This is a genomic window from Cohnella lupini (assembly GCF_003386205.1).
Lineage (GTDB): Bacteria > Bacillota > Bacilli > Paenibacillales > Paenibacillaceae > Cohnella > Cohnella lupini.
This window is the reverse complement of record NZ_QRDY01000004.1, coordinates 213,021-228,389: the sequence shown is the minus strand read 5'-3', so window position 1 is coordinate 228,389 and position 15,369 is coordinate 213,021. Positions and strand designations below refer to the sequence as shown.

Sequence of the window (15,369 nt, the reverse complement as noted above, 5' to 3'; positions counted from 1 at the left end):
GAATCGGCTTGCGAGACAGCCCTTCTTGAATTCGTCGCACCCGAATCCACACCCGATCACGGTACAGAAACGGATTTAGCGCACCTTTTCGAATATCGGCCGACGAGCGCCAGGTTACTTAAAGACGAAGCGGCTATTCCAGCGATTATGCCTCCGACCAACCAAATACCCGCGTCAGAAACGACTATTTCGCCGGTTATGCCTCCGACCAACCAAATACCCGCGCCATAAGCTGCTATTTCGCCGATTATGCCTCCGACCAACCAAATACCCGCGCCATAAGCTGCTATTTCGCCGAATGTGCCTCCGACCAATCAAATACCCGCGCCAGAAACGGCTATTCCGCCGATTGTGCCTCCGACCAACCAAATACCCGCGCCAGAAAAGACTATTCCGCCGATTATGCCTCCGGCCAACCAAATAACCGCGCCAGAAAAGGCTATTCCAGCGATTATGCCTCCGACCAATCAAATAACCGCGCCAGAAACGGCTATTCCGCCGATTGTGCCTCCGACCAACCAAATAACCGCGCCAGAAACGGCTATTCCGCCGATCGTGCCTCCAACCAACCAAATACCCGCGCCAGAAACGGCTATTCCGCAGAAAGCACTAGCCCATCCCGATTAAAGGAATGCGGCCGAAAATGTCGAATGTAGCTACTTTGAAACGCGATTATTCGATGGAGGTCAAATCATGCCTGCGAATATGAAAGTAGTGCCTACGGCGAAACAGCTCGCCTTTCAAGAATGGGAGTTCGGATTGTTCCTGCATTTCGGCTTAAGGACTTTCTACGAAGGTTATAAGGATTTCGATGAACGTCCGATGACGCCGTCCGCGTTCAACCCGACGAAGTTGGATTGCGAGCAGTGGATCCGGACGGCCAAGGAAGCGGGAATGAATTATGCGGTGCTGACGGCCAAGCATCACGACGGGTTCTCCAATTGGCCGTCCAAGTACAGTCGATTCTCGGTTGAAGCTTCTCCGTGGAAGGACGGCAAAGGAGACGTCGTGCGGGAATACGTCGACGCATGCCGTAAGTACGGCGTGAAGCCCGGGTTATACTACTCGCCTTACGATGGTTCGGCCGACTTCTATACGCAAGATGCCCAGGCTTACGACGACTATTTCGTTAATCAGATCACCGAGCTGTTGACCGATTACGGGGATATCGACGTTCTGTGGTTCGACGGCTGCGGCTCCGAAAATCATTCCTACGACTGGGACCGGATTATCGGGGAAATCCGTCGGCTTCAACCGGGAATCTTGATCTTTAATATGGGAGACCCCGATTTCCGCTGGGTCGGCAACGAAGACGGTATCGCGACTCTTCCGTGCTGGAATACGGTCGATTCCGCGGAATATTCGCTGTTGGCCGGCATGAAGGAATCGTTGAGCGGCGGATTATTGTGGCTGCCGGCGGAATGCGACGTACAAATGCGCACCAATGACGCTAGCTGGTTCTATACCGATTCGGACGAGCATCTCGTCAAGAGCCCGGACGAATTGATGGGACTTTACTACCTTTCCGTCGGGCGCGGAACGAACTTGCTGCTGAATATCGGACCGAATCGCGACGGGGTATTCCCCCCCAAGGATTCGGACAACCTCGAACGCTTCGGCAGGGAAATTCGCAGAAGGTTCTCGAATCCGATCGCGACGATTGCCGACTGCACAGCCGAAGATATGAAATGGCAGTATTCTCCGAAAGAAGCGCATTTGCTCGACCACGTCGTCATCCAGGAGGATCTGTACGAAGGCGAGAGCGTTCGTCGGTACGCCATTTCGATCATTACGGGGAAAACCCACCGCAAGATTCTCGTCCACGAGGGCTACAATATCGGCCATAAGGCAATCGTCCGGATTCCTGCGGTTAACGTCACCGGAGTCGTTCTCGAAATCCTGGAGAGCGACGGCGAGCCCCGCATCCGGGAGCTGACGTTCCACTATGCGGGCGGGGATATCTGAGGCCGCGTCTTACAATCAAAATCGAAGCAGCCCGGTCGCATTCGGATCAGGGCTGTTTTTCCTGCGTCATTCTCCGCTTGTTGAGAACTCCCATATGAATTAAGATAACGAACAAAGATAGAAATTACCGGAAGGTGGCAGGGACGGATGTGGAAGCGGTTGTTCCGAAGGATTACGCCCGAGACGTTCAAGAACCGGATTCTGCTTGCGTTCCTGCTGTTCTTGCTGGCTCCGATCGCCTTGCTCGTCGTCTACAACTTCAAGGAGACGGAGCGGGTGCTTCAAGATAACGCGTCCGCCAAAAACATCGAGCAGCTCGAAGGCATCAAGGACGGCTTCGTGGATCTAATGAGCCTCGTCATGAAGACGGGATTGCTCCTCGAGCAGGATTCGACCTTGCTATCGACAATGACGAAGCCGGAGCAATTCGACCCGATCGAGCGGAAGAAAAAGGTCGAGAACAAATTCGCGAGCATCGAGAACAGCTTTTTCCTGACCGGCGCGACGGTGTATTATACGCTTCTCGATTTTCATGGAAACGTATACACCTCCTACATCCCCAAGAGCGCTCTCATATACGACGAGCTCAAGAACGAAGCTTGGGTACAAGCCCTGCAAAGCAAAGGCGGGGAGCGGTACAAGTGGAATCCGAACGACGATAACGTCGTCATCCGGGAACGGACGGTCAGCAACAAGATGCTGAGCTTGTACGAGCTGTTGCGCGACGATGCGCTTAAGCCGTTTGCCTATGCCCGGTTCAGCATCGATTACGAGGAGTGGTTCGACCGCGCGACGAAGGGGCGCCAGGACGAAGGAACTTATTTCCTGCTGGACTCTTCGGGCAGAACGATGTTCGAATCGGCGCCGGGAGAGACGGTCGACGAGACCATCGTCGCCGGCTTAATGGGTTCGACCGCGGAGGAGCCGTCCTCCTCCATCGTCGACGGCAGGGATCGCACGCTTTACACGTTCAGCCGCGTCGACGAGCTCGACGGCTATCTGGTGAAAAAGGTGCCGCTATCTCTCCTGTTCATGGAAGTACATAAGCAGAAGCAACGTTTCTTCGTCGGTTTCGGAGCTATTTTGCTGCTATTCGTGCTGCTGACCTATTTTATCTCGTCGACGATTACCGTTCCGCTTAAGCTTTTCCAGAGGAAGATGGAGAGCTCGGTCAAAGCGAATTTAAAGGTGAAGCTCCCCGAACAAGGACGAGGAGAAATCCTTGCCCTCACTCGCAGCTTTAACTCCATGATCGACGATATCAACCTTTTGCTGGAGCGCCTCCAACTCGAGGAAAGGCAGAAGCAGTTCGTGCGGTTCCAAGTGCTGCTGGCGCAGATGAATCCCCACTTTCTGCTAAACACGTTGAATACGATCAAGAGCATCGCGCTCGACAAGGACGAGGACGAGATTTACGAGATTTGCGTTTCGTTGGGTAAAATATTAGAGACGACTCTCAATACGGAGGTCGACCTCATTCTGCTCAAGGACGAGATCGTATTAATAGATTCCTATATGAATATTCAGAAGGCTAGGTTCGGCCATGGAATACAGATTCATTACGACGTGAACGAGGAACTGCAATACGCGCTTATTCCGAAGTTCTGCTTGCAGCCGCTCGTCGAAAATTCCTTGCTGCATGGATTCGGGCAATCGCTCAAGGACGGGAGAATAGAAATCGCCGCCTCAAGCCGGAATTCCTTGCTGTACCTGGATGTGACCGATAACGGCATCGGCGTGGAGAGAGCCAAGGAGAAGAAGATTACCCGCAAGCGCAAAAGCATCGGCATTCAAAATATTAAAGAGAGCCTGGAACTCATTTTCAAAAATCAAAGCACGGGGCTGACGTTGGAGTCGACGGACGACGGGACGCGGGTATCGATGCATTTGCCCCTGCTCTTATCCAAGCCCTATCGAAAGGAGGATGATATCGATGGCAACCCTATGGCGCGCTTTGATCGTCGAGGATGAACAACCGGCCAGGGCAAGCATGAGGAAGCTGTTCCTGAAAGCGGCTATTCCGTTCGAGATCGTCGGCGAAGCGGGCGACGGACGGGAAGCGCTGGCGATGATCCGCGAGCTCCGGCCGGACGTCGTCATCTCCGATATCGATATGCCCGTCATGGACGGGGTGAAGCTGTTGAAAGCGGCCCGGGAAGAAGGCTTCGACTGCCGCTTCGTCATGCTGACGGCCATGAGCGAGTTCGAATATGCCCGTCAGGCTCTCGAACACGGGGCGACGGGTTACTTGCTTAAGCTCTCTCTCGATCTGCAAGGTTTGAGAGAAACGATGGATAAAGTAGCGCGCGAGCTGGAGCAAAGGGAGAAGCTGAGAAAGGTAGACAAATGGTTTCCGGACGAAAGCCGCGCGGAACCGACGGATCACCCCGAGATGAATCGGATTATCGGGTACATAGAAGAGCATTATGCGCAAGAAATCACGTTGAAGGGGCTGGCGGAGTTCATCCGCATGGATGCCAGCTACGTGAGCGATCTTTTCAAGAAGAAGACGGGCTCAACGCTTACTCATTATATCCAGAACCGGAGAATCCGCGCAGCCAAGATGCTGCTGGCCGAAACCGACCGTACGATCGGCGATATCGGGCATCAGGTCGGTTTCGAGAACGACAACTATTTCATTAAGGTTTTTAAGCGGTGGTGCGAGATGACCCCGAACGAATATCGGAAACAGGCAGAGAAATGACGGTTCAAGATCAAAAATCCGTTCTATGAATGTCCAAACGCCGTTCATCCCCCGACAGCGCTCCCGATGCTAAAGTGAAAGACGTAGAGAACAACATTATTCTGAGGGGGATAAAACGAATGAATAAGAAGAAGTGGTTCACGACCGCGCTTAGCTTCGTTATCGCGACCGTGCTGTTAGCCGGATGCGGGGACAATAAAGATGCTCAAGGCAACGATCCGCAAGCTTCGGCAGGCAAAGCCGTTAAGCTGAAGCTGTGGGGCGCCGTTCCGGTTGAAGCCGGTCCGCAAGCCGTCGTGGACGCATGGAACGAGGCGAACCCGGATATCGAAGTGGAATATATTCGATACGTTAACGACGACGCCGGCAACCTGAAGCTGGATACGGCGCTGATGACGGGACAGGATGCCGACCTCTATATCAACTACACGCTGACCCGCTTGCAAAAGCGCGTGGATGCCGGAGTGGCGCTAGACTTGGCCTCCACGGGTTACGACATCGATGCCCAGATGGGACCGGATGCCGCGCAGTGGAAAATCAACGACAAGTACTACGGATTGCCGACCAAGAAGAACATGGCGTTCATTTGGCTGAACAAGAAGATGCTCGACGAGGCGGGCTTGCCCGTTCCGGCGCTGGACTGGACTTGGTCCGACCTGAAGGAATACGCGGCCAAGCTGAAAAAAGACAACGTATACGGCCTGCTCCAGCACGAGGCCAGCTTCACGGCCACGATCGACGGAACGATCGCTGGACTCGGCGTGACGAAAGCCGACGGAACGTCCAATTTCGATAACGACCTGTGGAAGCAGCAATTCACGATGCTGCACGACATGATGTTCGTGGACAAATCGACGCCGGAATACGGCGAGCAGCTGACGAGCAAGATGCCGGTCGACACGATGTTCCTGAAGGGCGAAGCGGCCATGCTAAGCGCCGGAGAATTCATTTTCCGCAACGCGAACAACCTGACGGAATTCCCGCACGACTTCCAGATCGCTTTCGCGACGATCCCTCAGGTAACCGCGGATCAGAAGGACTACAAGTATTCCGGAGGCTTAGGCGACGTATTGTCCGTGAACGCGAAGTCCAAAAACCAAGAAGCGGCATGGAAATTCGCGCAATGGTACGCCGACGGAGGCATGCTGCCGATGGCGAGCGGCGGACGCATCCCGTCCTCGAAGAGCGTGGACAACAAACAAGCGATGGATCTGTTGCTTAAGGGCGTAGAGGACAAATACGACGTCGATTCCATGAACAAGGTCGTGTTCGGCCAATTCGAATCGTTCCAGCTGAGCGTTCCCCAGCAGGTGCTCGATGCCCGCAAAGAAGAGTACGAGAAATATTTCCTGAACAAGCAGGATATCGATGCGACCCTTGCAAGCATGGCAAAGCGTCATAACGACCTGATCAAAAATTAAATAGCGATTACCCGCGGAGAGAAGAAGGAACGACCGCTTCCTTCTTCTCTTTGCTGCTTTAATCAAGCGACATACGAAAGGCGGCGATCCCGTGAAACGGCGAAGCTGGATTCAAAAGCAAGGCTGGATCGGATACGCGTTCATCATGCCGAACATGCTGGGCATTCTGCTGTTCTTCATTATTCCCGCGCTATTCTCATTCGGCCTTATGTTTACCGACTACCAATTCGCCAACCCGAACGTATCGTTCACCGGGTTGGATAATATCGAGCGTTTATTCCAAGACGAGCAGTTTTATAGCGCGGTTAGGCATACGGGGATATTCTTGTTATCCGTTCCGATATCCCTGGTCATTGCTTTCATAGTGGCTCTAGTGTTAAACCGTAGCGTCTATCTAAAAGGCTTGCTGCGAGGAATGTTTTTTTTGCCTTATATCTCTAGCGGAGTGGCTGTCGCATTCGTATGGATGCTGTTGTTCCAGCCTTCGCACGGTCCCATCAACGAGGTGCTGAGATGGATCGGTATCGCCACGCCCCCGGGATGGTTCGCGGATTCCGACACGGCGATGTATGCCATCGACGTCGTACAAATCTGGTTCATGCTCGGCTATAACATGATCATCTATTTGGCTGCCCTGCAGGAAATATCGGCCGAGCAGCTGGAAGCGGCCCGTATCGACGGCGCGAGCGCGAGAACGGTTACGTGGAAAATCGTATGGCCGCTCGTCAGCCCGACAACGTTCCTGCTGCTCATCACGGGTTTGATCATGACGATGAAATCCTTCTCCTTGATCCAAGCGATCACGCAAGGCGGACCGAGCGGCAGTACGACGATTTTATCGTTATTCGTCTACAAGACGGCCTTCAGCTATTACGAGATGGGTTACGCTTCCGCGATTTCCTGGTTTCTGTTCGCCGTCATTCTAATCATTACCATCATCCAGTGGATCGGCCAGAAGCGCTGGGTCCATTACTAGAAAGGGGGTGCTTCGCATGAACGATTCGGCCGGGAAAATAAAGCTGCCCACGACGATCCTCATGATCGTGGCAGGCGTGTTCATGATCCTTCCTTTTCTATGGATGATCAGCACGTCGTTCCAATCTCCGAGCGAAGTATTCTCGAAGTGGCTTCCTTCCAAGCTCGATTGGAGCAGTCACGAGCGAATATGGACGGGCAGCTATAATTTCGTCCCTTATTATTTGAACTCGGTCAAAATTTCGGTCATTAGCACGATCGGGGCCGTATTCCTGTCCGCATTGGCGGCATACGGCTTCGCGCGCATCGAATTCAAAGGCCGCGACGCGATGTTCCTCGTCTATCTGTCGATGATGATGATTCCGCCGCAGGTTATTTTCGTGCCGAAATTCATCATGTTCAACTGGATGCACATTTACAACACGCATTGGGCTTTAATATTGCCGGGCATGTTCTCGATCTTCGGGGTATTCATGCTGAGACAGTTCTTCATGAGCGTACCGAAGGAAATTACCGAATCCGCGTTCTTGGACGGAGCGGGACATTTCAAGATTTTCTTCCGGTTGGTGCTTCCGTTGGCCAAGCCCGCGCTCGCCACGTTCGCGATCATCGATTTTTCCTGGCATTGGAACGATTACGAGAACGCGCTCGTATTCCTAACGAGTCCGGAATTGTACACGATACCGCTCGGCTTGCAAAATTTCATCCTTGAAAACAACGTCGATTACAACGGAATGATGGCGGCGTCTTCCGCGGCGATCATTCCGATGATTCTCATTTTCCTAATCGGCCAGAAATATATTATACAAGGCATTTCCAGCTCCGCTGTGAAAGGCTAATTCGGAGGGATTCAGCGTGAAAAACGAAGTGGTAATATCGGACGTTACGGTCGTCGGCGGAGGGTTAGCGGGCATTAGCGCGGCGATTGCCGCCGCAAGGCTTGGCCGGAAGGTGGCGCTTGTCCACAATCGCCCGGTGCTCGGCGGCAATTCCAGCTCGGAGGTTCGGGTATGGGTATGCGGCGCGACGGGTCATGGCGTTAACCGATATGCGCGCGAGACCGGCATCATGGGCGAGCTGTTCATCGAGAATCAGTACCGCAATCCGGAAGGCAATCCTTATCTGTGGGATTTGACGTTGCTCGAAGCGGTTCGCGCCGAACCGAACTTGGAGTTGTTCTTGAACACGGACGTCCGGGAAGCGGAAGCGGACGGAGAGATGGACGCGCGGGTTATCCGCAGCGTTACCGGTTGGATGATGGGCTCGGAGAGGCTAATCCGTTTCGAGAGCGAGGTTTTCTTGGACTGCACGGGCGATGGGTTGGTCGGATTTCTGGCCGGTGCGGCTTACCGCTTGGGACGAGAAGCGCGGCATGAATACGACGAGGATTGGGCTCCGGAAGTCGCGGACGACATTACGCTGGGCAGCACGTTGCTGTTCTATACGAAGGATGTCGGTAAACCCGTCCGATTCGTGGCTCCATCGTTCGCGAAGGACATCACGACGACTTCGATTCCGTTAAAAAGGGTCATCCGAAGCGGGGATTCCGGTTGCCACTATTGGTGGATCGAGTGGGGCGGAGAGCTGGACACGGTCCTCGAGAACGAGCGCATTCGCGACGAGCTGTGGTCGGTCATTTACGGCATATGGGATTATATTAAAAATTCCGGCCAATTCGACGCCGAGACAATGACTTTGGAGTGGGTAGGCTCGCTTCCGGGCAAACGGGAATATCGCCGCTTTCTCGGCGACACGGTGCTGACGCAGAACGATATCCTCGCTCAGCGTCCGTTCGAAGACCGGGTCGCCTTCGGCGGCTGGTCGATCGATTTGCATCCGCCTCAAGGAATGTACGCGTCTGAGAGCGGGTCGAAGCATCTGCACGCGGACGGCATCTATCACATTCCGTTCGGGTCGTTGTACTCCCGGAACGTGAATAACCTGCTGTTCGCCGGACGGAACGTCAGCGCGACCCATGTCGCGTTCGGAACGACGCGGGTCATGGCGACCTGCGCGGTCATGGGGGAAGCGGCCGGAGTCGGCGCCGCGCTGGCGGTTATCAAAGGCGTGACTCCTCGACAACTTCGCGAGAGGCATCTGGCGGATATACAGCAAGCGATGCTGAAGAGCGACGCTTCGATCATCGGGCTTAGGAACGAAGACGAGGCGGACTTGGCGCGGCTTGGTTCGGTAAGCGCGTCGAGCACGATGGCGAAGATTCGCTTGGATCAAGTAGTAGGGGAATATCCGCTTACGGCGGACTTTGGAGTGCTGTTGCCTTTGGAAGGCAAGTCTGCGGGGAAGCTGGAGCTGTTGGTTTCGGCCAGCGAGCGCGCGGAGCTGGTCGTCGAGGTATGGGATACCGGGCGCGCGGAGAATTATGTCCCGGCAACGCTCAAGTCGAGCGCTAAGGCTATTGTGGAAGCGGGGACCCGGCAGTGGGTCGCGATTCCGGTGGAGCGGGATGGCGTAGGAGAGAGCGGGAGTAATATCTTCATTATCGTTCGGGCGAACGAGAAGATCAGCTTGTTTAAGTCAGCCGTTCCTTTGACCGGCGTGCTCGCCTTCGAACGCGGCGTGTTGTCGAAGGTGTCCTCGGATTTGGAGGATCATCAGCCGGATCAACCGATTGTGGAATGGAGCATGAAGCGGCTCGTTCGCCAGCCGTTCTGCGTTGCCTTCGAAACGGAGGCTTATGCCGCCGAGAAGGTAATAGACGGGTACGCGCGTCCTTATGGCGGACCGCATTCGTGGGCTTCCGAGCCGATGGCGAAGGAAAGAAGCGAGTGGGTGGAGGTTCGGTTGGCCGCGCTTGCGGAAGTTTCGGAGATTCATCTCACGTTTAACGACGACGTCAACGAGGATTTGATCAACCTTCACCACCACGAGACGCCTTTCGCGGTCATTCCGGAATTGGCGAAGGATTACGATCTGGAAGCTTGGGTCGGCGGAGAATGGCGTAAGCTCGCTCAAGAGCAAGGCAATCGCAAGCGCAAAAAGGTTCACCGTCTGACGGAGAGCGTCGCAACCGATCGGGTTCGCCTCGTCGTCCATGCGACGAACGGCAGCGATCGCGCCGAATTAATCGAGCTTCGCGTTTATTAGAATGGAGCAGTTCCATTGGAGTCAGTCGACTCCTTTGGAACTGCTTTTTTTGTTTACTTTCCCGCGTCGTGCCTTTCCGTCAAACCTAACTACAGCTATCCTATGTCGCCTAACTTGCCATCCGATTAGATTCGATGCGATCCGCTCCAAGCATAAAAAGTATAGCTACAGCTCCGAAATCCGGCAGAAGACAAGCTCCAAGCATAAAAAATATAGCTACAGCTCCGAAATCCAGCAGAAGACAAGCTCCAAGCATAAAAAGTATAGCTACACCGTTTAGCACCCCGTCCCGCACCCCCGCACCGTACGCACCGTACGCCACGCCACCCGCCCACCCCATCCCGCTCCCGAAGTCCCGCCAGCAATCCCGCGTAAGGCACCCCCTTTTCCAAAACGGCTATTTAGTCGAATGACAGCGAAACATGCGAAATTATGTTGCGAAACGTGGATCGGAGGGGGGACGAAAGTCTCGACTTTTTGCTAAAAAAAGGGATTAAAGCGGAGAAATTGAATTATCCATACATAGTCAGACAACTTGCATATATACATAAAAATTATGGTATAGAAAGGTTGCGAACTATGAAGCGTAACGGGTTGCCCGCCAAACAGGGATTATACGATCCGCAATTCGAGCACGATGCTTGCGGAATGGGGTTCGTGGCTAATATCAAAGGACGCAAATCCCATGAGATCGTCCGTCAGGCGTTAACGGTTCTAGGGAACCTCGATCATCGCGGCGGTCAGGGATGCGAGACGAATACGGGGGACGGAGCGGGCATCCTGCTGCAGATTCCCCATGCTTTTTTCAGGCGGGAGCTCGGCAAGGAGCTAGTTCAGCTTCCCCAAGACGGAGAGTACGGAGTCGGCATGCTGTTCTTGCCGCAGGATGAGGAGCTCAGGCTTTCTTTCGAGAAAAGATTGGAAGCGATCGTGCGCGAGGAAGGCCAAACGCTGATCGGCTGGAGAACGGTACCCACCGATGACGGGAAGCTTGGCCAGACCGCGAAATCCGTTCAGCCGTTCGTCCGCCAAATCTTCATCGGACAACAAGGAAGCTTCCAAGACGAGTTGGGTTTCGAACGGAAGCTATACGTCATTCGCAAGCGTTCGGAGCAAGCGATTCGGTATTCCGGCGTAGAGGGCGGGGAGTCGTTTTATTTTTCGAGCCTGTCGAGCCGAACGATCGTGTACAAAGGGATGCTGATTCCCGAGCAAGTGGATTCCTATTATACGGAGCTTCGGGATCCCGCGGTCGAGACGGCGCTGGCGCTCGTTCATTCCCGGTTTAGCACGAATACTTTTCCGAGCTGGGAACGCGCCCACCCCTACCGCTTCGTCATCCATAACGGCGAGATCAATACGTTGCGAGGCAACGTGAATTGGATGCACGCGCGACAAGCCTTAGCGGAAACGCAGCTATTCGGAGACGACATGGGCAAGGTGAAGCCGGTCATCGACAACGACGGAAGCGATACCGCCATGTTCGATAATTCGCTGGAATTCCTCTATTTATCGGGCCGCAGTCTTCCTCATGCCGCCATGATGATGGTGCCGGAACCATGGGCGAACCACGAAAGCATGATGGATAAAATGAAAGCGTTTTATGAATATCACGGCACGTTGATGGAGCCTTGGGACGGACCGGCCGCGATGGCATTCACGGACGGAACCCAAATCGGGGCATTCCTCGATCGGAACGGACTTCGTCCTGCCCGATATTACGTCACGACGGACGATCTGATCATTTTGTCCTCCGAGGTAGGGGTATTGGACGTTCCTCCCGAGAACGTCATATATAAGGAACGACTTCATCCCGGGCGGATGCTGCTCGTAGATACGAAGGAAGGCCGGATCATTTCCGACGAAGAATTGAAGAACGCCATAGCCGAAGAGCATCCTTACGAAGAGTGGCTGAAGGAGCATTTGATCAGCTTGGAGGAGCTGCCGGACGCGCCAGAGGTTCCGGAGCCCGACCATTCCACGGTATTCCAACGCCAGCGCGCTTTCGGCTATACGTTCGAGGAGCTGAGGAAGGTATTCGAGCCGATGGCGCAAAGCGGCGTAGAGCCGATCGGTTCTATGGGCTACGATGCGCCGCTTGCCGTGCTCTCGAAACGGCCCCAAAGGTTATACAGTTATTTCAAGCAGCTATTCGCGCAGGTAACCAATCCGCCGATCGACGCGATACGCGAAGAGATCATAACGGCTACCGGCACCACGATCGGTCCGGAGCGCAACCTTCTGAATCCCGAGCCGGAGAGCTGTCGCCAGATCAAGGTGAAATCCCCGATTTTATCGAACGAACAATTCGCCAAGCTCCGCCATATTCGCAGGCCGGGCTTCAAGTCGATCACGCTGCCCATTTTCTTCGTTGCGGCTAGGGGGGCGGAGGGATTGGAAGCCGCCCTGAACGAGCTTTGCGAGGCTGCGGACCGGGTCATCTCGCACGGACATAATATCCTCATCCTGTCCGACCGGGGCATCGACCGCGATAACGCAGCCATTCCGGCGTTGCTAGCCGTATCTTGCCTCCATCATCATTTGATCCGCGAGGGCACCCGAACGAAGGTTAGCTTGCTGCTGGAGTCCGGAGATCCGCGAGAGGTTCATCATTTTGCGTTGCTGCTCGGTTACGGGGTCAGCGCGATCAATCCTTACTTGGCGCTGGAGTCGCTGGACGACATGATCCGTCAAGGCTTGCTGGTGGGCATTACTCATGAGAAAGCCGTGTACAACTATATGAAGGCTGCGACTAAAGGCGTCGTCAAGGTGTTGTCCAAAATGGGTATATCCACGATCCAGAGCTATCGCGGTGCGCAGATTTTCGAGGCTTTGGGGCTAGAGAAGGGGTTAATCGATAAGTACTTTACGTGGACGCCGTCGCGGATCGGCGGAGTCGGGTTGGACGTCATCGCGCGGGAAGCGTTGATTCCCCACGAGAAAGCTTACGCGGAGCAGGATCGCGGCGAGCTCGTGCTGCCTTCCGGCGGAGAATACCAATGGCGCAGAGACGGCGAGGAGCACATCTACCAATCGCAGACGATCCATGCGCTTCAGCAAGCGTGCCGCACGAACGATTACGGGCTATTCAAGAAATTTTCCGATGCGGTAAACGGCCAGCAGGAAAAATTGTTCACGCTACGCGGCTTGCTGGAATTGGATTTCGATTCTTCGGATGGCGGCATTCCCCTCGAAGAGGTGGAGTCCGTGGATGCCATCGTCAAACGTTTCAAGTCCGGCGCGATGTCCTATGGTTCAATCAGCAAGGAAGCGCACGAGAGCATGGCGATCGCGATGAATCGCCTTGGCGGCAAAAGCAACACCGGAGAAGGCGGGGAGGATCCGTACCGCTTTCTTCCCGACGCGAACGGCGATTCTCGCCGGAGCGCGATCAAGCAAGTCGCGTCGGGACGGTTCGGCGTGACGAGCAATTATTTGGTGAACGCCGACGAGATCCAAATCAAGATGGCGCAAGGGGCCAAGCCGGGCGAAGGCGGTCAACTGCCGGGGCGCAAAGTATACCCTTGGATCGCGGACGTGCGCGGTTCGACGCCCGGGGTCGGCTTGATTTCGCCGCCGCCGCATCATGACATCTATTCGATCGAGGATCTGGCAGAGCTGATCCACGACTTGAAAAACGCGAACCCCCGCGCGAGGATCAACGTCAAGCTCGTGTCCGAAGTGGGAGTCGGCACGATCGCCGCGGGGGTAGCCAAGGGACGCGCGGACGTCGTGCTGATCAGCGGCTACGACGGCGGAACGGGCGCGTCGCCGCAGACGAGCATTCGTCATGCGGGATTGCCTTGGGAGCTTGGGCTCGCCGAGACGCATCAGACGCTCGTGCTGAATAAGCTTCGCGATCGCATCGTCGTCGAGACGGACGGGAAGCTCATGACGGGTCGGGATCTCGCCATCGCCGCATTGCTGGGGGCGGAAGAGTTCGGCTTCGCGACATCGCCGCTCGTCGTGCTCGGTTGCGTGATGATGCGCGTCTGCCATCTGGATACGTGTCCGGTCGGCGTCGCGACGCAAAATCCGGAGCTTCGCCGGAAGTTCAACGGCGATCCGCAGCATGTCGTGCACTTCATGCGCTTCGTCGCCAGCGAGCTTCGCGAGATTATGGCGCGGCTAGGCTTCCGAACGGTCAACGAGATGGTCGGGCGAACGGATAAGCTCAACGGTCGCAAAGCGATCGATCACTGGAAAGCCAAAGGCGTCGACCTCTCGCCGTTGCTGCACCAGCCCGAAGTCGGCTCGGAGGTCGGGAGATACTGCAAGACTTCGCAAGATCATGGGCTGGACAATTCGCTGGATAGGAAGCAGCTTCTTCGCATCGCCGAGCCAGCGTTGGTATCCGGGGAACCTGTGGCGGCCGTGCTTCCGATTTATAACACGAATCGGGTCGTCGGGACGATTCTCGGCAGCGAGGTAACCCGGCGATACGGATCGGCCGGCCTCCCTGCGGACACGATCCGTTTCCACTTCATCGGGTCCGCGGGACAGAGCTTCGGAGCTTTTATTCCTCGCGGAATGACCTTGAAGCTGGAGGGGGACTCCAACGATTACGTCGGCAAAGGGTTATCCGGCGGCAAAATCATCGTTGCCCCGTCCGACAAAGCGACGTTCAGAACGGAGCAAAACATTATTATAGGCAACGTCGCCTTCTACGGCGCAACGTCGGGAGAGGCGTATATCCGCGGTATTGCGGGCGAGCGATTCTGCGTGAGGAACAGCGGAGTTAACGCGGTAGTCGAAGGCGTCGGCGATCACGGCTGCGAATACATGACCGGGGGTCGCGTCGTCATCCTCGGCAAGACCGGCCGCAATTTCGCGGCGGGGATGTCGGGCGGCATCGCATACGTATTCGATTCGGCCGGCGATTTCATAAACCGCTGCAATCTCGAGATGGTGCACCTTGACCGCGTGGAGGACCTTGTCGAAGCGCGGGGCTTGAGAGATATGATCGAGCGGCACGTGACCTATACGAAAAGCTCATGGGCGCAATCGATCGTCGATGATTGGGACGAAAGCTTATCCCGGTTCGTCAAGGTTATTCCGAAGGATTACAAACGAATGCTGGACGCGATGGACCGGCTTTCGGCAACCGGGTTAACCGGTGAACAGGTCGCGATGGCGGCTTTCGAAGCGAACATGAAGGACTTGTCCCGCGTGGGCGGCAATTGATGATCTCGAGTTAAT

General features: G+C 55.1%; 10 protein-coding genes. 9 read left to right on the top strand and 1 reads right to left on the bottom strand.

Going from position 1 to position 15,369, the window contains the following annotated elements:
• Window positions 1–56: 56 nt before the first annotated feature.
• A complete protein-coding gene (locus DFP95_RS10015; RefSeq protein WP_115992476.1) occupies window positions 57–314 on the bottom strand; it encodes a hypothetical protein in 258 nt (85 codons plus the stop codon).
• A gap of 139 nt (window positions 315–453) precedes the next feature.
• Here DFP95_RS10015 and DFP95_RS28865 point away from each other — a divergent pair, with 139 nt between their 5' ends.
• The 9 genes from DFP95_RS28865 (at window position 454) to gltB (ending at window position 15,354) form a co-directional block, all read left to right on the top strand.
• Window positions 454–627, top strand: a complete 174-nt coding sequence (locus tag DFP95_RS28865) for a hypothetical protein (protein ID WP_181907341.1) — start codon at window positions 454–456, stop codon at window positions 625–627.
• Window positions 628–693: 66 nt separating this feature from the next.
• Window positions 694–1,965 (top strand): alpha-L-fucosidase, encoded by a 1,272-nt coding sequence (locus DFP95_RS10010; RefSeq protein ID WP_115992475.1) that lies wholly within the window; start codon window positions 694–696, stop codon window positions 1,963–1,965.
• Between the two features lie 147 nt (window positions 1,966–2,112).
• On the top strand, window positions 2,113–3,936 hold the full coding sequence (locus DFP95_RS10005) for a sensor histidine kinase (protein WP_115992474.1): 1,824 nt from the start codon (window positions 2,113–2,115) through the stop codon (window positions 3,934–3,936).
• Window positions 3,899–4,669: a response regulator transcription factor gene (locus DFP95_RS10000; RefSeq protein ID WP_115992473.1), complete on the top strand. Its 771-nt coding sequence runs from the start codon at window positions 3,899–3,901 to the stop codon at window positions 4,667–4,669. Before DFP95_RS10005 ends, DFP95_RS10000 begins: the two co-directional genes overlap by 38 nt.
• A 119-nt stretch (window positions 4,670–4,788) precedes the next feature.
• Complete coding sequence (locus tag DFP95_RS09995) at window positions 4,789–6,090, top strand: ABC transporter substrate-binding protein (protein WP_115992472.1); 1,302 nt, start codon at window positions 4,789–4,791, stop codon at window positions 6,088–6,090.
• Window positions 6,091–6,181: 91 nt separating this feature from the next.
• Entirely contained in the window at window positions 6,182–7,066 is an 885-nt protein-coding gene (locus DFP95_RS09990) for a carbohydrate ABC transporter permease (protein ID WP_181907340.1), read from the top strand.
• Between the two features lie 16 nt (window positions 7,067–7,082).
• A complete protein-coding gene (locus DFP95_RS09985) occupies window positions 7,083–7,904 on the top strand; it encodes a carbohydrate ABC transporter permease (protein WP_115992471.1) in 822 nt (273 codons plus the stop codon).
• Between the two features lie 16 nt (window positions 7,905–7,920).
• Entirely contained in the window at window positions 7,921–10,170 is a 2,250-nt protein-coding gene (locus tag DFP95_RS09980; protein WP_115992470.1) for an FAD-dependent oxidoreductase, read from the top strand.
• A 579-nt stretch (window positions 10,171–10,749) separates the two neighbouring features.
• Window positions 10,750–15,354 (top strand): glutamate synthase large subunit, encoded by a 4,605-nt coding sequence (gene gltB / locus DFP95_RS09970; RefSeq protein ID WP_115992468.1) that lies wholly within the window; start codon window positions 10,750–10,752, stop codon window positions 15,352–15,354.
• Window positions 15,355–15,369 lie beyond the last annotated feature (15 nt).

Coding starts and splice junctions, on each gene's coding strand:
- DFP95_RS09995 (WP_115992472.1), top strand. CDS start 4,789: ATGAATAAGAAGAAGTGGTTCACGACCGCGCTTAGCTTCGTTATCGCG.
- gltB (WP_115992468.1), top strand. CDS start 10,750: ATGAAGCGTAACGGGTTGCCCGCCAAACAGGGATTATACGATCCGCAA.
- DFP95_RS10000 (WP_115992473.1), top strand. CDS start 3,899: ATGGCAACCCTATGGCGCGCTTTGATCGTCGAGGATGAACAACCGGCC.
- DFP95_RS10005 (WP_115992474.1), top strand. CDS start 2,113: ATGTGGAAGCGGTTGTTCCGAAGGATTACGCCCGAGACGTTCAAGAAC.
- DFP95_RS10010 (WP_115992475.1), top strand. CDS start 694: ATGCCTGCGAATATGAAAGTAGTGCCTACGGCGAAACAGCTCGCCTTT.
- DFP95_RS09985 (WP_115992471.1), top strand. CDS start 7,083: ATGAACGATTCGGCCGGGAAAATAAAGCTGCCCACGACGATCCTCATG.
- DFP95_RS28865 (WP_181907341.1), top strand. CDS start 454: ATGCCTCCGACCAATCAAATAACCGCGCCAGAAACGGCTATTCCGCCG.